This window comes from Methylobacterium sp. Leaf361 (assembly GCF_001424445.1).
GTDB lineage: Bacteria > Pseudomonadota > Alphaproteobacteria > Rhizobiales > Beijerinckiaceae > Methylobacterium.
This window is the reverse complement of sequence record NZ_LMPY01000042.1, coordinates 1-21139: the sequence shown is the minus strand read 5'-3', so window position 1 is coordinate 21139 and position 21139 is coordinate 1. Positions and strand designations below refer to the sequence as shown.

The following is a 21139-nucleotide window of genomic DNA, read 5'->3' as shown; positions in this document are numbered from 1 at the left end:
CTGCGCTCGCCCGACCGGCTCCGGCGGCCAAGCTACCCGTAGAGCAGAGGCCGACCCTGCACTAATTTTGAACTCGGACCACCTCGTGGGGGCAGGTCAGCCGCGGATAGCACGAACACAGCGTGCAGACGATCAGGTTATGCACCCGGTCAGTGTTCTCCAGGGCGATAAGCCCGGTGTCGTCGTAGAAGCTGATGCCGAGCTCCTCGCAGGCGGCCCGGCCGTCGGCGAGGAGACGTTCCTTGAAGTCGGGATCAACCCACGCCCGTGCGACCACCCTGGCGCCGAGAGCGGGGCTGCGTGAGTCGAGGACTTCGATCTGTCTCCGGATCTCGTCCGCGCCGATGAGGCGATGCTCGATCAGGAGTTCCCGCACCGCGGTCTCCATGGTCTCGTAGTAGCTGGGTCGTCCCACGTGGATGATCTCCGCATGGGGGTGATCATGCCCGTGATGATTATCGTGCGGGTCCGTCTGCGCGCTCATCCCCCCATCCTCTCAAGCCAGGTCTCGAACACTTCGATGTGCAGGCTGTCGCGCGACGAAGCCGCATAACTGGGCCAGAGCTGCGCCATCGCGAAGGCGACGCGGTAGTAGTGCAGCCTCGAACCGGCGTTGCGCCCGTACGCTTCCTCCTCGTTGTCGATGCCGGCCGGTTCGATGATCTTCTCGATCACACCTTCACGACCGCGCAGGTACAGCGGCACGCGATAGTGCCCGACCGGAGAGCGCTTCGCGATCCTGACACGCTCGCCAACTTTGAAGCTGGGCGTCTCACCCAAAGCCCATACGATGCTCTGGTCCCGCTCAGTAGCTGTCATCCCTGGCGTCCGCTCGGTCGGCAACTTCTGAAAGGTAGCGGTAGCCAGCACCGTCCCGCTCGGCGAAACCCACGCCGGGATAGGGCCAGTGATAGCCGAGAAGCATCGCGTGCTCGCTCGCCGCGCGGTCCAGCAGGCGTTCGCGGCTGGCGATGGCCTGCCCGTCGTCGGCGTCGAAGCCGAACGTCCACCTGGGATTTGGGAAGAACACGGATGGCGTCGTGACGACGTCGCCGGCAATTATCAGCCCGTCTCCTCCGGCCACCTCGAAGGAGAGGTGGCCCGGCGTGTGGCCCGGGGTCGCCATGGCGTGGATCCCGGAGATCACCTCGTCTCCGGGGCGCACCATCGTAACCCGGTCGCGTACGGCTGCGTACTGGCGACGGGCCCCGGTCGCGAACGGCCGCTGAGCGTCAGGCAGCTTCGTCCAGACGTCGTCGCGGTTCCAGAAGTCCCACTCGGTTGCGCCGGCATAGTAGGTGGCATTGGGGAAGCGCAGAGCACCGTCTGCCAGGACGGTCCCCCAGATGTGATCCGGGTGACCGTGGGTGAGGACCACCTTCGTGATGCTGCCGGCTTCGATGCCCGAGGCCGCGAGGTGCCGAGAGAGTTGGCCGAGACCCGGCTGGAACCCCACTCCGCCGGTATCGAACAGGATCAACTCCTCGCCGCTGCGGATTAGGGGGATGTTGGCCGCCGGTTCGTAGCTTTCGGAACGGAGACCGGCGATCTCCAATGCCGCGCTTCGGTCTGCTGCCGGCGCTTCAGGGGCCAGCAGTGTCGTGGGCAGTACCAGATGCCCATCGCTGAGGACCGTGACTTCGTAGGAGCCATGCCTGAACCGATAAGGCGCTCGCCTCATCACGTCCGAGTGGGCGCGCTGCGCGGGAGTAGCTGCGGGGTGCACGGACGAGCCGTCCGTAGTGTCTTCCTGCCCACTCATGCCGCGGTATCCGATCCCGGGGCACGAACGTGGCTGGCGCTGGCTCCGGGCGATCCAGGCTGCCTTGTTCGACCCTGCGCCTCGGCACAGATCCGGTCGCGAAGCTCCGGGTCGTCGGCAATCTCAGCGCTGGTAAAGCGCGGCGTGATGTGTTGCGGGCAGTTCCAATCGAACGCCTCGACCCTGATCAGAAATGCACGTTCGATCACGGCCCGGTAGTCAGGCGGAGCGAGACGGTCGACCTGTTCGGAAGCGTCGCGCCTCTCGACGCCCCGCATGCGGCCGAACAGTTTCAGGCGGCGCCGGCTTGGATAGTCCATCAGGAACAGCGAGACACGGTCGTCGACGGCGATGTTTCCGGTCGTCACGTACTGCCGATTGCCACGGTAGTCGGCGAACCCCAGGTCAGCCTCGCCGAGGACCCTCAGAAAGCCCGGCGGACCGCCGCGGAACTGCACGTAGGGCCAGCCGGTCTGCGAGACGGTCGCGATGTAGAAGCCGTCGCGTGCCGCGATGAACGCGCGCTCGCCGGGACCGAGCCGCGCGCCAGGCTCATCGAGCGCGTCGTACCGCGCGTAGAGATCACGGCTTCCCTGCGCCTCTTGAACCGCCCTCACCGACGGCGTGAAGGCGATATCCGAGTACCTGCGGCCCATACTGCCTCCTCCCCGTGAAATCGTCCTCGCTCGGATCCTCCGGCGCTGTCGCCGACTCGGATTTTATTTTGGCCGTACTCGCTCAGACACCTTCGTGAACCAGGCGGGTGAACAGCGATGGCGTGATGACGAACTGGCCCCAGACTTCGTCGAAGGCTGCCGTAGGTCTCGCCGCCACGATTTCTTCCAGTGATCTTCCCTGTGCCTTCAGCGCGGCGACCTTGTCCCGCACCGTGACGAGCATCTCGTGGAACCGCTGCAGCCCCACGCGGTCGCTGACTGGAAAGCCATGGCCGGGGATGACGATGGTGCTTTCGGTCGCCTGGGCAAGATTGGCTTCCGCAGCACGGATGCTCCCGTCGATGCTGCCGCCGGTCGAATAGTCGATGAAGGGGTAAACGCCGTTCCAGTACGTGTCGGCGACATGCAGGACGTCGGGCTCCTCGAAGTGAACCGAGATGTCGCTGTCCGTGTGGGCGGGCCCATAGTAGCGCAATGCCAGCGTGGTACCGTCGAGGCTCAGGCAGTGATCTGTTGCGAACACCTCGGTCGGTAGTGCCGCTTCCGGAAGCGGCACGAAGTCGAAATCCCAGTCCTCGACGCGCTGCGTGGTCGAGAGGTGCCGGTGCGTGTTCTCATGGGCGATGATTGTCGGAGACAGCTCGTGCAGCCAAGCGTTCCCGTCGGCGTGATCGAAGTGCCAATGTGTGTTGATCAGATGCGTGACCGGTTCGGGGCCGAGCGTCGCGAGCGCTGAGGCGACCTGCGGCCGTGACACGGCGATACCGGCATCGACGAGGACCTTGCCGGCGCGACCCACCCGGACTGCGATGTTGCCGCCAGACCCCTCCAAGACCGCGATGTTGCCGCGGAGATGGTGGACCTTGATGGTAGCCTTGGCCGCCTCGAATTTGATCGTCTCGACGATCCCGCGCGCTTTAGCGAAGGATTGCCTCGGGGAGAGCCACGTGCCGTTCGCCCCGAATGTCGTATCCGGCGTGCCACAGAGGCAGAGGCCGCTATGGGAGAGCTGAAACTGAGATGACGGCATCACACGGCTCTCCTTCTGGCGGGCGGGCCGCTATGACGCCGACAGGAAGTCGCGAAGATCCGCGTTAACGCGGTCCTTGTGGGTGGTGCACAATCCGTGTGGGGCGCCCTCGTAGACCAGAAGTTTCGCAGCCTTGATCATCTTCGAGGACCGTCGCGCCGAGGCGTCAATCGGCACGATCTGATCGTCGTCGCCATGAAGCACCAGCGTCGGAACATCGAAGCGAGTGAGATCTTGCGTCAGGTCCGTTTCTGAGAACGCCCTGATGCAGAAGTACGAAGCGGGGAAGCCTGCCATCATGCTTTGAAGCCAGAACGCCTCGCGCACGCCCTCCGAAATGGCTGCACCGGGACGGTTGTAGCCGTAGAACGGCAGGCTCAGATCCTTCCAGAACCGCGACCGGTCAGCCTGCACGGCCGAGCGGAGAGCATCGAACGCCTCGATGGGCGTCCCGTCAGGATTGTCGACGCTCTTGAGCATCAGCGGTGGGATGGCGCCGATCAGAACGGCCTTCGCGACCCGATCCGTGCCGTGCCTGCCGATGTAGCGGGCGACTTCGCCCCCTCCCGTCGAGTGGCCGACATGCACGACCTGTCGAAGGTCGAGCGCCCGTACCAGCGCGGCGAGGTCGTCTGCATAGGTATCGAGGTCGTTGCCGGTCCAGGGCTGGCTGGAGCGGCCGTGCCCCCGCCTGTCATGCGCGATGCAGCGGTACCCCTGGCTGGCGAGGAAGAACATCTGATCCTCGAAGGCGTCGGCGCTGAGCGGCCAGCCGTGGCTGAAGACCACGGGTTGCCCCTCGCCCCAGTCCTTGAAGTAGATCTCGGTGCCGTCCTCAACCTTGATCGTGCCCATGCGCCGCCCCCTCGCGTGCCATCCGCACCTCAGCGGCCGCCGACCTTACGGTCGAGGAAGTCCCTGATGATGGGCGCCATGACGTCGAGCTTGTCTTCGAGGGCGAAGTGCCCGGTGTCGAGCAGATGCAGCTCAGCTTCGGGCAGGTCCCTCAGGTACGGATGCGCGCCATCGGCCGGGAAGATGGTGTCGTTCCGGCCCCAGACGATCAACGTCGGCGGCTTGCGCGCGCGGAAGAAGGCTTGGAATTGCGGGTAGAGCGGCACGTTGGTGCCGTAGTCGCGGAATAGGTCGAGCTGGATATCCCTGTTGCCCGGCCTGTCGAGCAGCACTTGGTCGTGCAGCCAGTTGTCCGGATCAATCCGGGAGATGTCGGCCACGCCGTCGACGTACTGAAACTTTGTCGTTTCCGGCGCGACGAGGAAGGCAAGAGCCTTGCGCCGCTCCGCGGTATCTTCGCGCCAGTAGGCCTTGATGGGATCCCAGAACTCCTTCAGGCCTTCCTCGTAGGCGTTGCCGTTCTGGACGACCAGCGCGCTGACACGTTCGGGATGCTTCAGGGCGAGCCGATATCCGACCGGAGCACCGTAATCCATCACGTACATCGCGTAACGGTCCGCCCCCAGTTGGGAGAGAAGCCCATCGACGAGGTCGGCGTAGTGCGCGAACGTGTATGCGAACGTCCGGTGATCGGGAGCATCGCTGCCGCCGAAGCCCGGATAGTCGGGTGCGATGACGCGGTAGCGGTCCGCGAGGAGCGGGATCAGGTTGCGGAACATGTGCGACGAGGTCGGGAAGCCGTGCAACAGCAACACGACCGGTGCGCCTGCCGGGCCCGCTTCCCGGTAGAAGACGTTCACGTCCTCGACCTTGGCGGTGCGGTAATGGGTGACCGGAATGCTGGCGGGATCAGTCACGTAGCCCCCTTCGCATCGAACCACTCAATCGAGGTTAGCGTATTGTGATCGACCGCAGAATGCCTAAGCTGCGGAATCCTTGATTTCGCGGGGCGGAACAATGATCGACCGTCTCGATGCGATGCGGGTGTTCGTCACCGCCCTCGACGAAGGCAGCCTCGCATCCGCCGGTCGACGCCTCCATCGCTCGCCCGCCGCCGTGACGCGGGCCATCGCCGCCCTTGAGAGCCATGTCGGAGTTCAGCTCCTGCACCGGACGACACGACGGCTGCAATTGACCGAGGCCGGCGAGCAGTACGCCGCCGTCTGCCGCAGGGTGCTGACGGACCTGGATGATGCGGACCTCGCTGTCGCTGGAAACCGGGCTGCCCCGCATGGCGTGCTGACCGTCACCGCCCCCGTGATGTTCGGGACGCGGGTCCTGCGCCCGGTCGTGGGTGAGTTCCTGAAGACATATCCCGCGATGCAGGTCCGCTACCTGCTGCTCAATCGGATGACGAGCCTTCTCGATGAGGGCATCGACGTCGCGCTCCGGATCGCCCCGCTGCAGGATTCCAACTTGATAGCGGTACGTATCGGCGAAGTGCGCCGCGTTCTGTGTGCATCGCCCGACTACCTGGCTAGCCGGCCGCCGATCAGGTCCCTGTCCGATCTGGCGCAGCACGACTTCATCGGCATCGAGCCCACGAGCCCGGAGGATATATGGAGCTTCCCGCCCTTGGATGGAGGCAGGGTTCCCCGCACGGTCCGGGTCAAGCCGCGCCTGATGGTCAACACCGACGAGGCCGCCGTCAGCGCGGCGGTCGACGGCGAAGGCATCGCCCGGATCTTCTCCTACAAGATCCAGCAGGAAGTCTTCGGCGGCAGCTTGGTCGTCCTGCTTCCCGAGGACGAGCCGCCTCCCGTGCCCGTACATCTGGTCACGCTACCTGATCGGCTGTCGCTCGCTAAAGTGCGGACCTTCATGGACTTCGCCGCCGTTCGCCTCAGGGCCGACTTCGACCGCACCCCGCCGCAACCCGAGTTCGGACGTTCCTCCCGGGAACGGCTCGACGCCGAGGTCTCGCGCCAGCGGTCGACGCCGAACCGGGATGGCGCCAGCCGGCTGTCGGGAAGTCCGTGATGGGTCGATGCGTGGATCTCGCGGCGTGCCGTTCATTCACCGCCTCAACCGCGGGTCGTCCTGCGTGACGCGGCTGCGCAGCGTGAAAACGCCGCTTCCGGACAGGATGGCACTCCGGGCGAGGAGACGGCCGCTCTGCCAGTTGGACAGCCCGAGTTCGGGCTGGTTCAGGGCGTATTGCCCGTCGACCCATCGGGTGAACCCGTCGCCCACGAAGGGCGCGTTCACCGTGTCGTAGAAGCGTCGATGCGCCTCCGGGTCCTGACTGATCAACGACGCGGCGAAACGCGGGCTGAGGCGATTGAACAGCGCTACCGCGTGATCGAGATCATCCACGATCTTCAGGCTGACCTCGGGCGTGTCTTCCCATTCCCACTCGCTGCCGAGATCATCCTCGGATTGGATCTCCGTCAGCGGTTCGGTGCGTTCGCCTTCGGCGCGCCGGACCCGGACGGCGGCACTGCGCCAGGCGTCCGGCAGGACGGTTTCGTCGCCTGCCACCACATGAAGCTTGCAACCGAAGCCGCGTGCCTGGCCGGCGGATTCAAGTGCCGCCAGGAAGCGCGGTACGAGATCCGCCACCCGGGCGCGATGGATGCAGCACACGTTCAGCGTGTTGCAGACCTTTCGGTCCAACGAAGCTTCGACGGCCGCGGAGAAGCGCTCCGCATCCGCATCGAGGTCGGCTACCATCCAAGCGCCCCCGGTTCCGTGCAGGCTGACCGCCGTCCCAGACTGCCGGGCGACGCTTCCGAGCTGAGCTACGGCCTGACCCGAGCCTCGCGCCACCGCCAGCGAGAGCCGGCGGTCCGCGAAGAGCGCCCAGCCTGTCGAGCGTTCCGGGCTCTGGACGAGCGAGATGGCTCCGGGCGGGAGGCCGGCCTCATCAAGCGCGGGCATGAGGGCGTGCTGCATGATGGCCTGTGCGGTGCCGAGCGCGTCGCTGCCGATGCGGAAGACGGCCGTGTTGCCGCTCCGCAGGACGCCCGCTGCATCGGCGAGCACGTTCGGGCGTCCCTCGAAGACGAAGCCGACCACCCCGAGCGGTGCCGCCACCTGCTCGATGGCCCAGCCGGGATGGACGATGCGTTCGACGACGCGACCGCGCAAGGTTTCGCTGTCACGCCAAGCCCGCAGGCCGGCGATCATATCCTGCCGCATCCGGTCCGTGGCGACGAGGCGGGTCGTCGATCGGCCACTGCCCTGGGCGCGCTCGACATCCTGCCGGTTCGCCTCGGCGATGGCACTCCAAGCCGAAGGGTCATCGAGAAGCGCGGCGAAACGGTCGAAGAACCGCTCAATCGCCTGATCCGGTACGGCCGACATCGCCATGAAGGCGGCATGCGCACGGTCCACCGCGGCGGCCGCCACTGCGATCTGAGCCGCGGGGATATGCAGGAGGTCTCCGGTCTCCTGTAGGACCAGCAGATGGTCACCGGGCTGGAAGGCCTCCGCGAGCTCCGGCGTGACCACGGTCACGCGGTCCCCGCCGAAAGGCACAGGCGTTCCCGATACGAGGCGCTCGATGGTGGTCGTCATGGGAGCGGGCATAGGGCGAACTCGGTGTGGAAACCAAGTCGTGCCGTCGTGGAAAGCAACCTCCCAATCGAGCGGTGCGCCGACGCTCGACGCGCCGGGGGCCTCTCGTCCGATCCGAGGGGATCCGGCCGGCGGGTTGAGCACAGCGCCGGCCTCACCCTGCCCGGAAGGCGGTGACCCAACTGCAGCAAACGTCTCGCCGAGACCAGCGCGCTCATGGCTTTGAACGGCGAGATTGCTGACGGGACGCGCCTTTGGCGCGAGCCGCAATCGAGCGTCCCGCTTCGTCGCGACCGGACTGTTCGAGACCCGTGATCAGGATATCGACGAGACGCATGGCCGACTGCCTCCGGTCCGGGCCGGAGCTGATGTTGGCTACGCTGGCCACCGCTCGCAGCAGGTCGAGCGGCTCCATGCCGAGTTGGATCTCGCCGGCGGCGACCGCGCGGTCGCACAACATGGCCATGGACTGCTTAATCTGGGCGCCGGACGCGGCATATAGGCCGGCCGGTCCGTCCGTCATCGCATTGAGTGCCTCCGACATGCCTTGCTTGGTCGCCATGTAGTCGACGAACACCAGCATCCATTCCCGTAAAGCATCAGTTGGGGAACGGGTGGCTGTGAGCCGCTCCGCGGCCTCGGCGAGATGGGCCGTCTCATTCCTGTAGACCGCCTCGATCAGGGCGTCGCGGGTCGGGAAATGGCGATAGAGCGTGCCGACACCCACGCCTGCCGCGCTCGCGATCTCCTCTAGGCCTGCGGCCGCGCCCTTCTCGGCGAAGATCGCCTTGGCCTTTTCGAGTAGCCGGGCGCGATTGCGCTGGGCGTCGGCACGCGGCCTGCGGGATGTCGGACGAGGCTCCTCTTCGTCCACGGGCGGCCCCCTCTTGCTAAACGGAGGATCCCTCCGTATTTAAACGGAGGCAGCCTCCTCTTATCAACTCGGAGGCCGGCGAACAATGGCTTCGCGGGCGACGGGCGAGGTGTGTCCACTGACATGGAGAGCAACATGGCCGCATCATTCGGGGCGACCTCGACCACCGACGAGGTGCTCGCGGGCGTCGAACTCAACGGAAAGCGCGTGCTCGTCACCGGCGTGTCGGCTGGGCTTGGCGCGGAGACGGCCCGCGCCCTCGCCGCGCACGGGGCGCAGGTCGTTGGGACGGCGCGGGATCTCGCCAAGGCCGAGAAGGCGACTGCCGTGGTCCGCGATCAGGCGGCGCATGGTGGAAGCCTCGAACTGGTCGCGCTCGACCTCGCCTCGCTGGCGAGCGTCCGTGCCTGCGCCGACGCGCTACTGGTGGACGGCAGGCCATTCGACGTCGTCATCGCCAACGCCGGCGTCATGGCCACGCCACTGGGTCGCACGGCCGACGGCTTCGAGACGCAGTTCGGCACGAACCACCTCGGCCACTTCGTCCTCGTGAACCGGATAGCGTCCTTGATCCGGGACGGTGGCCGGCTGGTCATGGTCGCCTCGGCCGGTCATCGCTACGCGGAACCGGATCTAGACGACCCGGGCTTCGCGCGTACGCCCTACGACCCGATGGTCGCGTACGGGCGCTCGAAGACGGCCAACATCCAGTTCGCGTTGGAGTTCGACCGGCGACACAGGACGCGCGGCGTGCGGGCGACGGCCCTGCACCCCGGCGGCATCCAGACCGAGCTCGGCCGGCATGTGGGCCAGGGCGCTATGGCCGAGAGGGTCGAGCGGATCAACGCCGACCTCGCTGCGGCCGGCAAGCCGGCTTTTGCTTGGAAGACCATCCCCCAGGGGGCTGCCACGTCGGTTTGGGCGGCCTTCGTGGCGCGGGCAGAGGCAGTCGGCGGCCGCTATTGCGAGAACTGCCACGTGTCCGAGATCACCGACGGGTTGATCACTCCGGTGAGCGAGGGCGTGCGCTCCTACGCGCTGGATCCCGAACGCGCGCGGGCGCTCTGGTCGAAAAGCGAAGACTTGGTCGGCGAGCGTTTCTGCCATCGCATCCAGGCGGCTTCGGGCCAGACGCTGAAGGCGAACATAGCATGTCTGCCTTTGGAATCTGGCGTCTCGAAGCGGCCAGGCTGAAATCCACCCAACCCGGTCATTCAAAGACACATGCCCGCGGGGCTGGACTTGGCTGACAGCCGCCGGCCCGCTTCAGAGAAGGCCGTCCCGAAATCGACTGTCCTCCTGTCGACCCAACCCAGCCGCCGCCTTGTCGGCGCTTCTCCAAGGAGCCGTTCGTCAGCCCTCCCGCATGAGCCAAGAGATGAGGTAGACGCCAATGAAATTGCCGCCCTCGCGGACCAGAACGCCGCAACGCGCTCACCGGGAGCCCCTTCCCGGGACACCTGGGCGGTCGGCCTCCTTGCGGAACAGTGCATCCCCCAGAACAAGAACATCGATGTCGGATGTCAGGAACACGCCGACGGCGTCCTCGACGTCGTGCACCATCGGCCTGCCCATGACGTTGAAGCTCGTGTTGAGAACTATTGGCACGCCGGTGGCCGCGTGGAACGACCGGATGACGGCTCGGAGGAAGGGGTCGGACCACGGCCCCACGCTCTGTAGGCGGCCTGTGCCGTCACGGTGGCGCACACCCTCGGGTGCGCGGCCGGGTCGCCATCGCAGGGCCCGCTCCATGTACGGGCTCGCCACGTAGTCCTCGAAATAGTCCGGGCCGTGCTCGTGCAGGATGCTTGGGGCGAGGGGCCGGAACTCCTCCCGGAATTTGACCGAGGCGTTGATGCGGTCGCGCATGGCGGCCTCGCGCGGGTCGGCCAGGATCGAGCGAGCGCCGAGCGCCCTATGCCCGAACTCTGCCCGCCCCCGGGCCACGGCGACGATGCGCCCGGCTGCGAGGTCGGCGGCCACCGCCTCGGCAAGACCAGCCTCGCCGCCGGGGACGGGCCGTGGGGCGATGCCGAACCGGGCGAGGCGGGCCACCGCGTCCCTGGAGATCTCCGAGCCGAGGTAAGGGGAGACGAACCGCGGCGGCGTGCGGCCTGGGTTCGCGGCGCGCCAGCCCAGGAGCGCCGCGCCGACCGAGTTGCCGTCGTCGCCCGGCGCCATCGGCACGTGCAGGTGCCGGAACGGCGTCGCGCGGAGTACCTTGCCGACGGCACTTGAGTTCAGCGCGCAGCCGCCCGTGAGTACAAGGTGCTCCCCGCCCCAGCGCTGGTGTGCCCGCCCGAGGAAATCCATGAGGATGTCCTCGAACACCTTCTGCGCGGTGTGCGCGAGGTTCGCGTTCGCCATGTGGCCCCGGCCGCGCAGGGGCAGCAGTCGCTCCATGGCTGGGGCGTACCCGCGCATCGCGCGTAGCCGCCCGTCGTCGACGGCGAGCGCCCCGCGCAGGTCGCGGTAGAGATCCTCGTCGAGAGAGCCGTAGGCGGCCAAGCCCATCAGCTTCCACTCCTCGCCGGCCTCCGGGTCGAAGCCGGCCGCATAGCAGGCCTGGCTGAACAGCTGGCCGAGGCTCGCGAGGTTGGTCAGGGCCGGACGGTCGAGGCGTTCCAGGCGGTCGCCGCGGAAGCGGTAGACCGAGGTGCTCGACCCCTCGCCCATGCCATCCATCACGACGCACAGCGCCTCGTCGAATGGGCTGGACAGGCAGGCCGTCACGCCGTGGCAGAGATGATGGTCCCAGGCCCTGCGGACGGGGCGCTCCCGGAACCCGCGCCGCTGGCGCAGCCGGAGTTCTAGGTTGAGTAGCAGGTCGTCGGCGGAGGTCGGGGCCCGGTAGAGGGCGTGGCGCAGTGTCCAGGCCCGCCAGAGGTCGGCCTCCCGCCCCGCCGGCCGAACGCGTTCGTATCCGCTTATGGCGAGGCGGGCGATCCGGGAGAGGTAAGGCGAGGAGGCAAGCGCCTTGCGCGACCACGTGAGGCTCGCATCGACGAGCCCGTTGCCGGCGTAGCGGTCGAGAAGGGCGTCCACGACCCCGAAGGCGTCCGGCGGCGCGTGCCAGCCGCGCTTGTTCTTCAGAGGCCGCTCGTTGGCCTCCGCGAACAGGACCACGCCGTCCTCGTCGACGGCCGCCACGGACGGGTCGTGTTGGGAGCAGGAGAACCCGAGGAAGACCGTCACCGTCCCGCCTCTCTCATCGTGTCGAGGAGGAGGCCGACGGCGCGCGCCGTCCCGCCCGCCCGGGCCTGCATGCTTTCAAGCGCCTCCCAGTCGGGGTCGAGGGACAGGATGGCGTCGAGGCCCCGAGCCACGGCGGAGTCGTCCGTCTCCGACCCTCGGGGAAGGCGCCACCCAATGCCTAGGCGCTCCAGCCGCGTGGCGAACACCATCTGGTCGGCGATGGTCGGCACGAACAACGCCGGCTTGCGGAACCGCGCGGCCTCCCAGGCAGACCCGGTCCCGGCGTGGTGGACGACGGCGGCCGCGTCGCGGATTACGGGCTCGATCTCGGGTACCCGTCCGACGACGCCCGCCCACAGCCCGGGATGGGCAGCCTCCAGCGAGGCGGCGACTTCCCGGAGACGCTCCTGGTCGACCTTGCCGCCACACAGGGCGACGACGGGCAGGCCCACCGCCATGGCCCCGCGCATGGCGGCCTCGAAGCGGCCTCCCGAGGTATTCGACAGGGTACCGAAGGTGACCAATACGTACCCCGGCGGCAAACCCGAGGACCCCGTCGCCGGCGCCTCGTCCATGGTCGGCCCGACAAAGCAGCGGCGCACGCCGTCGCTGACCACGCCCTCTTGGACCTCCCGCAAATTGAGGACGACCTCCATCGTGGGCGGCGCGAGGCGCCGCCATGCCCCTGGCAGCCCAAACGCCTCGGCGGGCGTGACGGCGAACCGCGACCGGGCGAGAGCGCGCGCCAGAGGCAGAGCGCCCGACAGTGCGTCCCGGGTGAGCTTGGCCGGGCCGTCCTCGCGGCACATCGCTCGCACCGTCTCCCGGTTGAACAGGATGGTCGTGACCGTGTGGACGCGGGGGATGCCCAGCGCCGTTCCGACCCGGCCACCCCACAGGGCGAGGGAGTCCTGCAGGATCAGCCGTGGTGCCATCGCCCGCACCTGCGGCAGGACGGCGTCGGCGATGGCATCGGAGGCGTCGATGATGTCGGCGGCCATCCGCACCAAGTTGAAGTCCGGCCGTTCGACGTCGTAGCGGACTTCCGGGTAGGGCAGGAAACCCGCGCCGGAGCTTCGGATGACAGTCTCGAATGAGAGGTGCCCATAGCAGACAACCCGTACGCCGGATCGGCACAGGCCGCGCAGGACGGGCAGCATGGGCTTTAGGTGCCCCATGGCCGGCGTGGTGAAGACGACGATCATGCCGGCTGCCAGGCACGCGCCACACGCCGCAGCTTGCGGTCGAAGCGGGTCTCGATGCCTGTCGCCATTTCGACCTCTACGCGGGCGCCCAGGCTGGCGAGGGCGGCCTCCAGCGACGCGCGAACCCGGCCGGCCGTGTCCGGGGGCGTGCCGTCGGGGACGCGGACCAAAACGGTGGACGGCCCCGTCTGCACGGCGCGGAAGTCGGCAAGCGAGCGGTCGGCGTCCATGACGGCGCAGCGCACGGCCTCGGGCATCACTGCGACGCGTGGGCCCTTCCCCGACGCGGAGGGCAGCGACAGGACGTCGTCGGCCCGCCCCTCGACTCGCGCGACAGTGCGCAGCGGCGAGCCGCAAGGGCATGGCCCGCCGAGCACGAGCACGTCGTTGAGCCGGTAGCGCACCATCGCCTGCGAAGCCCGCAGGAGGTCCGTAATGATGGGGGTCACGTGGCCGGGCGCGACCTCCTCGAACTCGAAGAGCATCGTGTCCTCGTTGAGGTGGAGGGTACCGTGAGAGCACGAGACGCCGAGGAAGCCCTCCGTGGCTTGGTAGATCTGGCCCGGCGTCCGCCCGTACCGGGCTGCCACGGCGAGGGCATCGGATGGGTCCATCACCTCTCCGCCCGAGAAGGTCAGGGAGGGAGCGATGGCGAACCCCTCCTCGGCCATCGCGCGCAGGGCTTTGGGCGGGGCGACCACGACGTCCGGTGCGAACCGCTCGATCTCGGCCCGATGGGGCGCCACGCCCCCGCGGACGTCGATGAAGCGGAAGGCCAGCCGGCGGCCCCGCGCCGCCGTGTCGTACAGCTCGTTGGCGGTGGCCAGCATCACCAGCACCCGGTGCGGGCGACGAGGGAAGTCCGGGAGCGCCTTGGCCAGGATTGCGCCCAGCCAGCGCGCGCGCTCGGCCGGCGAGACGAGGAATAGACCCCGGTTGCCCGAGGTGCCCGTGCTCGTCCCGACCGTGAGCCGACCGATCCGGCCCGAGCCATTGCCCTCCCGCAGGCCGGCCTCGGCCGCCGTCCAAGCCGCCTCGGCGGTGACGCCATGGGCATTCATCCGGCCAAAGGCGGCGAGCGCGGACGCCTTGTCGACGACCGGCCACTCCGCGAGCGGCCTGCCCGCGTAGGGGGCGTAGAAGGGGATGGTGCGCGCCATCAGAGCGAGCTGCCGGTTCAGACGCCGCACCTGGAGCCGCTCGACGTCGGCGCGCGTGCCCAGCCGCCGTAGCGTCGCGCGCGTGCATAGGAGCGACCAGAGGGCGCGGAGGGCATCGGCGCTCACGCGTCCTCCGGCAGCGTTTCGGGGTCGTGGCAGAGCGCCACCCGGACGCCGGTTTCCTCCGCGCGGCGCACCAGCGCGGCGCTCGCTCGGGCCGTGGGGAGGTCGGCGACGGCGAGGCGCGCAGGGTACGGCGGGTCCTCGTCCCGCCGGTACCCGGCGCGGGTCCATGCTACGTCTACGGCGTAGAACAGCGGCGCGTCGCCGGCGAACATGATCCCGGAATGGCCCGGCATGTGGCCTGGCAGCGCAACGGAGACGACGGAGCCGTCGCCCAGCAGGTCGCGCCCGCGCCCGCCCCAGGGCAACAGAACGCCCGGGACGTCCTCGAAGGGAGCCGCGTCGACCACCGCCAAGTTGGGCAGGAGGCCCCGCAGCAGGCCGTGGGCGCCGTCGAGCAACCCCGGCGGCGCCGCCCACTGCGCGAGGGCCGGACGCGAGGCGTGGACGCGGGCCCGCGGGAAACGCCTGAGGGCGCAGGCGTGGTCGGGGTGCAGATGGGTTATGATCACGTGCCGGACGTCGCCCGCGCGCAGGCCGTGCCGGGCGAGAGTGGCCTCGACGTCGCCCTCAGGCCGTAGCGTCGGCGCGAGCAGCCGGCGGTACAGGGCGGCCTGAAATCCCTGAAGCGCCCAGAGTTCGCGCGAGTAGCCGGTGTCGACGAGGATGGGCCCGTGCCGCGGGTGCAGGAGCAGCCCGTAGCGCACGGGGAAGTCGACCTTGCCGGGGGGCGCGCTACGGTCGACGAACCGTGCCGGGGCTCGCACCGTGGCGGAGACGTGGAAGCTCAGGGACACCGGTGCGCCTCCAGCCATGCCATGGTCTCGCAGAGACCCTCCTCCAGCGTCAGGGGCGACGTCCACCCGAGATCCTCGCGGATCGCTCGGGTGTCGAGGGTATGGGTGTGGGCGAGCAGGCCCAAAGCGTAAGGGGTCGCGGCCGGCTCGCGGCCGCCCAGCACGGCGGCGGCGGTCTCTGAGGCGCGGGCCGCGGCGAGCGCGACGGGCATCGGGATGCGTCGCCAAGTGAAGGGTCTGCCGAGCGCCGCCATGACCCGCTCGACGAGGTCGCGGACAACCGCGGCCTCCACGTGGGCGACGTTGTACGTGGCTCGCAGCGGCGCCGGCGCGGTTGCGGCAGCGAGTATGGCCGAGGACACCGCGTCGACGTGTGTCAGGCTGGCGCGGGCCGTCCCGCCCCTGAGGAGGGGAAGCCGCCCGCGGCGGGCGGCCCGGGCAAGACGTGGCACTAGCGTTGGGTCCCCGGGTCCGAAGATCCCGCGCGGGCGCAAGATCGCCACGTCGCCTTCGAACTGTAGCGCCTTGGCCTCCGAGAGGACCTTGGACCGGGCGTACTCGTTGAACGGGCTGGGCAGGCGCGAGTCCTCGCGCACGTCCTCCCTGTCCGCGAGTTCGAAGTAGACGCTGGCGGAGGAGATGTGGAGGAGGCGGGGGACGCCGGCGCGGCGGCACGCTGCGACGACGTTCGCCGTACCGGCCACATTGTCCGCCTCGAAGGCCGCCCGAGACCCCCAGGCCGTCGAGCGAGCCGCGCAATGGGCGACCGCATCAGCGCCACGAAACGCCCGTGCCATGGCGTCGACATCGGCAAGGTGGGCGGCAACGAAGGGCACCCCCTGCGCGGCGAGCTTTGCGCCCCTCGTCGGGTCGGTGCCCAGCGCCGCCGAAACCTTGTGGCCCGCCGCGTCGGCATTGGCGCAGAGGTTCGCCCCCAGGAAGCCGGTCGCGCCGGTGATGGCGAGCCTCATAGCCGCAGAACCATCGCCCCGGCGCTGATGCCGGCAGCCGTCCCGACCAGCAGGGCGATGCGCCCATCGCACCGGTCCTTGCCTTCGAGGACGTGGACGAGGGCGGTCGGGATGGAGGCCGCGATCTGGTTGCCGGTGTAGGGGAAGATGTCCACAACCCGGTCCGAGGCGGGCGCGAAGATGCGCTTGGCCAGCGCGACGCCGGCGGCGCTGGCCTGGTGGCAGACGACGTGGTCGACGGCGTCGTGGTCGAGCCCGGCCTCGCCCAGCACGTGCTCGATGAGGCGTGGCAGGTGCCGCGCGGCGGCCTTGAAGATGCCGAATGGGTCCATGCGGAAGCGCGCCCCCTCGATGATGGCCTCGTAGCCCTCCTCGACCCGGACACGCGTGCCGCCTGAGCGGAGTGTGGCGAGGTCGCTGCCGTCGCCGTAGGTCTCGAACCGACTAGAGAGAAGGCCTGGGCCGTCAGGCGTGTCGGTCGCCTCGACGGCAACCGCTGCGGCGCCATCCCCGAAAATGGATGCGGTCTTGGGCACGGAAGTGTCCAGGCCGGCCGAGGCGATGTCGCTCGAAACCAGTAGGGCCCTGCGCCATCGCCCCGCGCGGAAGCCCATCGCGGCGAGGTCGAGCGCGGTGACGAAGGACAAGCAGGTCTGGTTGACGTCGAAGGCAGGGATGCCCGAGGCGCCGAGGCCGAGCCTGCGTTGGATCAGAGCTGAGGTGGACGGGATGGGCTGCTCCATCACCCCGCATGCGCCGATGAGGACGTCGAACTCGCCGCGCCCCCAGCCCGCGCGGTCGAGGGCGGCCTGGGCCGCCGCGGCACCCATCATTGAGCTCGTCTCGTCGGAGGCGGCGACACCGCGAGTGCGGATGCCAAACTCGCGCTCAGTCCACCCCGCCTCACGCCCGAACACTGCGTCGAGCTCGGACGAGGCCCGGTTGTCCCGAGGGCGATACGCCCCCCAACCCGCTATCCTGAAAGGCGTCATCCCGCCCCCGCCTACCCGTCGATATGCCCGTTCCCTGGGCTAAAGACCTGGAATTGGACGATCCGGAGGCTCCGGTGAAGTCACCTAGTGCATCGACTCAAACGGATGGTGCAGCTTGGCTGTTGAGGGATGTGGCTGACAACCCTTGACCCTGACGGGCTGTCTTTGGACAGAACTGATTGAGAGGATCAGCTAGAATGGAATGAGCCGCAGTTGCCGGAAGGTGAGGAGGCGAGCGCGGGGCAGTTCATGCTGAGACTTCGCCAAGTTAACATGCATAAACTGCGGTGGCAGGTCGCAAGTCCGCAGCACACCGAACAGCGGGGTGTGAGCAGTCTAGGGGCGATTTTCCCGTCAAGGCATCTGCTGTTCACAAGCCGTCGGGCAGCAAACTGCTGAGCGGACGGCCCGCCACCGACCCAACCCTGCCGCCTAGGCCGCCGCCGGCGTCTCTCCGACGCGGCCACGTCTTGATCTGCCGCCTGTGCAATCAGAGCCCGCAACTTGCTGACGGAGCGCGATTGGGATATCCGCCTTGTGTCTTCAACTCGGGACACGAGGAGGGCTGCGTGACGTATTTCCAGCATCACCGCCAACGTGGCCCGGTCTACGCCCTGCGGATGCGTTCGCAGGGCTGATCTAGGCAAGCGACGCAAAGCGTCCGTCTTCCCGATCGGCCCCTCTCGGAGCCTGTGCCCGTGCCTGGACCCTCGCGTCCTGCCGGCGCCTCGGAAGACGACCCCAATGTCCCTGATCACCCTCGACAAGCTCGGCCTCGTGCTGGGTGCACCTCTCTTTTCCAACCTCGATCTTACCATTCACAAGGGCGACCGCCTCGGTCTTGTGGCCCCGAATGGCCAGGGGAAGTCGAGCCTCCTCGCCTGCCTCGCCGAAGAGCTGGAGCCGACGGAAGGCGCTTGTCGCTTCGCCCGCAACCTGCGTGTCGCGCTGATGCAGCAGAACCCCGACGGCGACCTCCTTTCTATGGCAGTGTCCGACGTCGTTCTGTCTGCCCTTCCGGCCGAAAGCCGTGATTGGGAGGCATGGCGTGCCGAGATCGCCCTCGATGCTCTGGCGGTCCCGCTCGAGAGTCGTGATCGGCCGCTTCACGCCCTCAGCGGCGGCTGGCAGCGCCTCGTCCTCCTAGCCCGCGCCGCAGTCACCGAACCCGACATCTTTCTCCTGGACGAGCCGACGAACCATCTCGATCTCGCTCGCATCGGTCAGCTTCAACGCTGGATCGCGGCGTTTTCCAAGGACGTCGCCCTTGTCGTCGCCAGCCATGACCGAGCCTTTCTCGACGCTGTGACCAGCCGCACGCTATTCCTGCGGCGTGAAACGTCGATGAGCTACGCGCTCTCCTACTCATCAGCTCGTGCCGCGCTGCTGGAGGCCGATGCCGCCGACGCACGACGACACGAGAGCGACCTTCGCCAAGTGGCCCAACTCCGACGCCAAGCGGCGAAGCTTCACAATATCGGCGTCAACTCAGGATCCGATCTCCTGACGATCAAGACGCGCCAGCTTCGGGACAGGGCCGAACGGATCGAGGCGGCGGCCCGGGCCCCGGCTGCCACTGTCTCGGCAGGTCGCATCCGCCTTCAGGGAGCCGGCACGGACGCCAAGGTGCTGCTGGCCTTCGATGATCTGACGGTCACAACGCCAGATGGGCAGGCGCTCTTCCGGACCGGCCGCAAGTGGCTGCAACCTGGCGAGCGCGTCGTTGTTCTGGGGCGCAACGGCGTCGGCAAATCGCGCCTTCTCGATTTGATCGTCCGGGCAATGCACGGAGCGCCGGTGGACGGCCTGCGCTGCAACCCCTCGATCGTGCCGGGCATCTGCGACCAGACCTTGAGCCATCTGGATCCGAGCGAGACCGTGTCGGGTGCGATCTCCCGGCGCTTCAGCCTCAGCGATGCGCGGATCCGTGCGCTGCTTGCCGGTGCCGGCTTTCCTGTGGAGCGGCAGGATAGGAGCATCCGCATCCTGTCGGGTGGTCAGCTTGCGCGTCTTGCCATGCTGATCCTCCGGCTGCAGGAACCGAACCTCTACATCCTCGACGAACCGACGAACCACCTCGACATCGAAGGCCAGGAGGCCCTGGAAGCTGAGATGATGAAGGGCGACGCGGCCTGCCTTCTCGTCTCACACGACCGTCGCTTTGCCGAGAGGGTCGGCAACCGCTTCTGGCAGATCGAACGCGGCCGTTTGACGGAAGTCGAGACGCCACAGGCTTTCTTCGAGGCCGCCTTGAGCGAGGATGCCGTTGACTGAGCTCGCCCGACCGCATCCGACCCAACTCTGCCGCTGGTGACGCTATCAGCACTTCTCTAAAGCGGTCGCTCGTCAGCCGTCTGGCAGCTTCGGCTCGGGGTAGCATGCGGACGCTAGGAGTGTCAGGGTCAGTTGCTGATGCTGCAAGTTGTCAACCGCGTGCTACCCGGCCTCGGGCAATCCTACGGACCGCCCGGTGATGGGCCGTTCCCCACTGTCATGGTCCTGCACGGCTCGGAGGGGGCGTGGTCAGGCTATAGCTACCTGACGGCTGCCATCCTAGCCGCTCATGGCTTCCTGGCCGTCCCGTTCGGCTACTCGGTAGGCGGCGACGTATGGAACGCGGGCGACATCCGAGATGTCGCCCTTGACCGGACGGCCGAGGCTCTGGCTGAGCTTCACGCTTTACCCCTGTCTGGCAAGGTTGGCGTCTACGGCGTCTCGCGCGGAGCCGAACATGCCCTACTCGTCACCTCTTTGATGGCTCTGGACGGCGTTCCCGGCTTGCCGGACGCCGTGGCTGCGCATGCTGCACCCGACGTGATCTGCGGCGCTTTCGTTGGTGCAAGCTGTCGGGACAGTGGTGATCCCGGATGGCGGGCTTGGGACCCAGCGGAGCGAGCATGGACGTGGCGTGGGTCGTCCGACACTCTGCTCCCGACCACGCCGATTGAAATCGAGCGGTATGCCGGGCCCCTGTTTCTTAGCCACGGCACGCGGGACACAATGTGGTCGGTTGCGATGACACAGCGGCTCGAAGCGCGCTTGCTGCAGGCCTCGCGCACGCCGGAAGTGCATCTGCTGATCGGTCAAGATCACAACCCGCATGGCGAGCCTGAGAATGAACACCATCGCATGCTCATTACTTTTCTGCGGCGAACTCTGGCGACCATTTAGGATCCGGAGCGGAAATTTAGCGCTTTGACAACAGCAAGCTCATCAAGATCTCGTCATAATATTGCTCGCCAACTTTCAAAGCGCGCTGTTCAACTCCGTATCTTTTGAAGCCCGCCGACTCGTAAAGTTTTAATGCGGATGTATTCGCCAATCCAACAGTTAGATTGACTTCCTCGACCATCAATGAGGCGTGGTCTATTGCTGTCTTCAATAAGATAGCCCCGACGCCGGCGCGCCGAGCGCGCAGTCGGACATACATTCCCCATATCACTGCTTTATGCTTCGTTTTAGCAGCCTCAGGTCGATAGACGCCCACGATACCATCGAGTCGCATCCCATCTACAGAGCGTGCCCCGAACACTACAGCGTCATCCAAACGGGATGAGAACTGTGCTTCCGACTGCGTCGCCTCATCCTCCCAGGATGCTCCAAACGCCTCCGGATGATCACGTAATCCTTCGAGTCGTAGCTCGCGGAAGACAGCCGCATCAGCGCTGGTCAAGCGAACAATCTCCACGGAACGGGCTCGCGCTTCGGTGCTCATCGTAGGAGCTTACCGCCGGAGAGGCTGTTCCGCTATGAGTTGGAGGCGAGCAGAACAGCCACGTCCGCTTCCCTGCTTTGTCGCCCGAAAGGAGACCGGCGAAAATCCTGAAGAGTTTCGGTCGCCGCGAGGCGTACGAAAGTCTTGGATGAACGAACCCGCGGGATGGCGGGCGGGCCTATGGGGATTTGGGCTGGGCGTCGC

At 67.5% G+C, this 21139-nt stretch carries 19 protein-coding genes and 1 pseudogene; 4 read left to right on the top strand and 16 right to left on the bottom strand.

The genetic code is table 11. From position 1 onward, the window contains the following. Positions 1-100 precede the first annotated feature (100 nt). The 7 genes and pseudogenes from ASG32_RS23560 to ASG32_RS23530 form a co-directional block, all read right to left on the bottom strand. A pseudogene (locus tag ASG32_RS23560) lies at positions 101-484 on the bottom strand (nitrile hydratase subunit alpha); the annotation flags it as partial. Beyond that, positions 481-819: an SH3-like domain-containing protein gene (locus ASG32_RS23555; RefSeq protein WP_056531333.1), complete on the bottom strand. Its 339-nt coding sequence runs from the start codon at positions 817-819 to the stop codon at positions 481-483. The gene ASG32_RS23555 and the pseudogene ASG32_RS23560, both read right to left, overlap by 4 nt. Next, the gene (locus tag ASG32_RS23550) at positions 806-1762 is read right to left on the bottom strand and encodes an MBL fold metallo-hydrolase (RefSeq protein ID WP_056531331.1); all 957 of its coding nucleotides are present in this window, start codon (positions 1760-1762) and stop codon (positions 806-808) included. Before ASG32_RS23550 ends, ASG32_RS23555 begins: the two co-directional genes overlap by 14 nt. Next, positions 1759-2418, bottom strand: coding sequence for a pyridoxamine 5'-phosphate oxidase family protein (locus ASG32_RS23545; RefSeq protein ID WP_082558024.1), 660 nt, complete (start codon positions 2416-2418; stop codon positions 1759-1761). The genes ASG32_RS23550 and ASG32_RS23545 overlap by 4 nt, the downstream gene beginning before the upstream one ends. A gap of 82 nt (positions 2419-2500) precedes the next feature. Continuing rightward, the gene (locus ASG32_RS23540) at positions 2501-3469 is read right to left on the bottom strand and encodes an MBL fold metallo-hydrolase (RefSeq protein WP_056531329.1); all 969 of its coding nucleotides are present in this window, start codon (positions 3467-3469) and stop codon (positions 2501-2503) included. A 30-nt stretch (positions 3470-3499) separates the two neighbouring features. Continuing rightward, a complete protein-coding gene (locus ASG32_RS23535; RefSeq protein WP_056531326.1) occupies positions 3500-4324 on the bottom strand; it encodes an alpha/beta hydrolase in 825 nt (274 codons plus the stop codon). 29 nt (positions 4325-4353) lie between these two features. Then, complete coding sequence (locus tag ASG32_RS23530; protein ID WP_107351993.1) at positions 4354-5241, bottom strand: alpha/beta hydrolase; 888 nt, start codon at positions 5239-5241, stop codon at positions 4354-4356. A 100-nt stretch (positions 5242-5341) separates the two neighbouring features. On the opposite strand from ASG32_RS23530, the gene ASG32_RS23525 reads away from it, so the two are divergent. After that, positions 5342-6364 carry a LysR family transcriptional regulator gene (locus ASG32_RS23525; RefSeq protein WP_199866152.1) on the top strand — a complete coding sequence of 341 codons (1023 nt, stop codon included), beginning with the start codon at positions 5342-5344 and terminating at the stop codon, positions 6362-6364. A gap of 36 nt (positions 6365-6400) precedes the next feature. Here ASG32_RS23525 and ASG32_RS23520 read toward each other — a convergent pair whose 3' ends face one another. Together ASG32_RS23520 and ASG32_RS23515 are read right to left on the bottom strand one after the other, a co-directional pair. Then, positions 6401-7903, bottom strand: coding sequence for an aldehyde dehydrogenase family protein (locus ASG32_RS23520; RefSeq protein ID WP_056531335.1), 1503 nt, complete (start codon positions 7901-7903; stop codon positions 6401-6403). A gap of 214 nt (positions 7904-8117) precedes the next feature. Then, positions 8118-8777 carry a TetR family transcriptional regulator gene (locus tag ASG32_RS23515; RefSeq protein ID WP_082558023.1) on the bottom strand — a complete coding sequence of 220 codons (660 nt, stop codon included), beginning with the start codon at positions 8775-8777 and terminating at the stop codon, positions 8118-8120. Between the two features lie 135 nt (positions 8778-8912). Here ASG32_RS23515 and ASG32_RS23510 point away from each other — a divergent pair, with 135 nt between their 5' ends. Further along, complete coding sequence (locus ASG32_RS23510; RefSeq protein ID WP_082558022.1) at positions 8913-9971, top strand: SDR family NAD(P)-dependent oxidoreductase; 1059 nt, start codon at positions 8913-8915, stop codon at positions 9969-9971. Positions 9972-10211: 240 nt separating this feature from the next. Here ASG32_RS23510 and ASG32_RS23505 read toward each other — a convergent pair whose 3' ends face one another. The 6 genes from ASG32_RS23505 to ASG32_RS23480 are packed head-to-tail and all read right to left on the bottom strand — an operon-like array spanning position 10212 to position 17061. Next, entirely contained in the window at positions 10212-11972 is a 1761-nt protein-coding gene (locus ASG32_RS23505; RefSeq protein ID WP_056531322.1) for a carbamoyltransferase C-terminal domain-containing protein, read from the bottom strand. After that, positions 11969-13177 carry a nucleotide disphospho-sugar-binding domain-containing protein gene (locus ASG32_RS23500; protein ID WP_056531320.1) on the bottom strand — a complete coding sequence of 403 codons (1209 nt, stop codon included), beginning with the start codon at positions 13175-13177 and terminating at the stop codon, positions 11969-11971. Before ASG32_RS23500 ends, ASG32_RS23505 begins: the two co-directional genes overlap by 4 nt. Continuing rightward, positions 13174-14463: a F390 synthetase-related protein gene (locus ASG32_RS23495; protein ID WP_056531317.1), complete on the bottom strand. Its 1290-nt coding sequence runs from the start codon at positions 14461-14463 to the stop codon at positions 13174-13176. The genes ASG32_RS23500 and ASG32_RS23495 overlap by 4 nt, the downstream gene beginning before the upstream one ends. After that, positions 14460-15257: an MBL fold metallo-hydrolase gene (locus ASG32_RS23490; RefSeq protein ID WP_056531315.1), complete on the bottom strand. Its 798-nt coding sequence runs from the start codon at positions 15255-15257 to the stop codon at positions 14460-14462. The genes ASG32_RS23495 and ASG32_RS23490 overlap by 4 nt, the downstream gene beginning before the upstream one ends. Then, on the bottom strand, positions 15248-16228 hold the full coding sequence (locus ASG32_RS23485; RefSeq protein WP_056531313.1) for an NAD(P)-dependent oxidoreductase: 981 nt from the start codon (positions 16226-16228) through the stop codon (positions 15248-15250). Before ASG32_RS23485 ends, ASG32_RS23490 begins: the two co-directional genes overlap by 10 nt. Then, positions 16225-17061, bottom strand: coding sequence for a 3-oxoacyl-[acyl-carrier-protein] synthase III C-terminal domain-containing protein (locus ASG32_RS23480; RefSeq protein ID WP_199866151.1), 837 nt, complete (start codon positions 17059-17061; stop codon positions 16225-16227). The genes ASG32_RS23485 and ASG32_RS23480 overlap by 4 nt, the downstream gene beginning before the upstream one ends. A 903-nt stretch (positions 17062-17964) precedes the next feature. On the opposite strand from ASG32_RS23480, the gene ASG32_RS23475 reads away from it, so the two are divergent. Then, positions 17965-19494, top strand: a complete 1530-nt coding sequence (locus ASG32_RS23475) for an ABC-F family ATP-binding cassette domain-containing protein (RefSeq protein WP_056531308.1) — start codon at positions 17965-17967, stop codon at positions 19492-19494. Positions 19495-19632: 138 nt separating this feature from the next. Then, positions 19633-20391 (top strand): alpha/beta hydrolase, encoded by a 759-nt coding sequence (locus ASG32_RS32860; protein WP_244492150.1) that lies wholly within the window; start codon positions 19633-19635, stop codon positions 20389-20391. A gap of 16 nt (positions 20392-20407) precedes the next feature. Here ASG32_RS32860 and ASG32_RS32855 read toward each other — a convergent pair whose 3' ends face one another. After that, a complete protein-coding gene (locus ASG32_RS32855) occupies positions 20408-20893 on the bottom strand; it encodes a GNAT family N-acetyltransferase (RefSeq protein WP_199866150.1) in 486 nt (161 codons plus the stop codon). Positions 20894-21139: the final 246 nt, after the last annotated feature.

Bases quoted from the DNA above. Each gene is read 5' to 3' on its own strand.
- ASG32_RS23475 (WP_056531308.1), top strand. From the start codon at position 17,965: ATGTCCCTGATCACCCTCGACAAGCTCGGCCTCGTGCTGGGTGCACCT.
- ASG32_RS23525 (WP_199866152.1), top strand. From the start codon at position 5,342: ATGATCGACCGTCTCGATGCGATGCGGGTGTTCGTCACCGCCCTCGAC.
- ASG32_RS23550 (WP_056531331.1), bottom strand. From the start codon at position 1,762: ATGAGTGGGCAGGAAGACACTACGGACGGCTCGTCCGTGCACCCCGCA.
- ASG32_RS23500 (WP_056531320.1), bottom strand. From the start codon at position 13,177: ATGATCGTCGTCTTCACCACGCCGGCCATGGGGCACCTAAAGCCCATG.
- ASG32_RS23555 (WP_056531333.1), bottom strand. From the start codon at position 819: ATGACAGCTACTGAGCGGGACCAGAGCATCGTATGGGCTTTGGGTGAG.
- ASG32_RS32860 (WP_244492150.1), top strand. From the start codon at position 19,633: ATGCTGCAAGTTGTCAACCGCGTGCTACCCGGCCTCGGGCAATCCTAC.
- ASG32_RS23485 (WP_056531313.1), bottom strand. From the start codon at position 16,228: ATGAGGCTCGCCATCACCGGCGCGACCGGCTTCCTGGGGGCGAACCTC.
- ASG32_RS23510 (WP_082558022.1), top strand. From the start codon at position 8,913: ATGGCCGCATCATTCGGGGCGACCTCGACCACCGACGAGGTGCTCGCG.
- ASG32_RS23480 (WP_199866151.1), bottom strand. From the start codon at position 17,061: ATGATGGGTGCCGCGGCGGCCCAGGCCGCCCTCGACCGCGCGGGCTGG.
- ASG32_RS23520 (WP_056531335.1), bottom strand. From the start codon at position 7,903: ATGACGACCACCATCGAGCGCCTCGTATCGGGAACGCCTGTGCCTTTC.
- ASG32_RS23535 (WP_056531326.1), bottom strand. From the start codon at position 4,324: ATGGGCACGATCAAGGTTGAGGACGGCACCGAGATCTACTTCAAGGAC.
- ASG32_RS23545 (WP_082558024.1), bottom strand. From the start codon at position 2,418: ATGGGCCGCAGGTACTCGGATATCGCCTTCACGCCGTCGGTGAGGGCG.
- ASG32_RS23540 (WP_056531329.1), bottom strand. From the start codon at position 3,469: ATGCCGTCATCTCAGTTTCAGCTCTCCCATAGCGGCCTCTGCCTCTGT.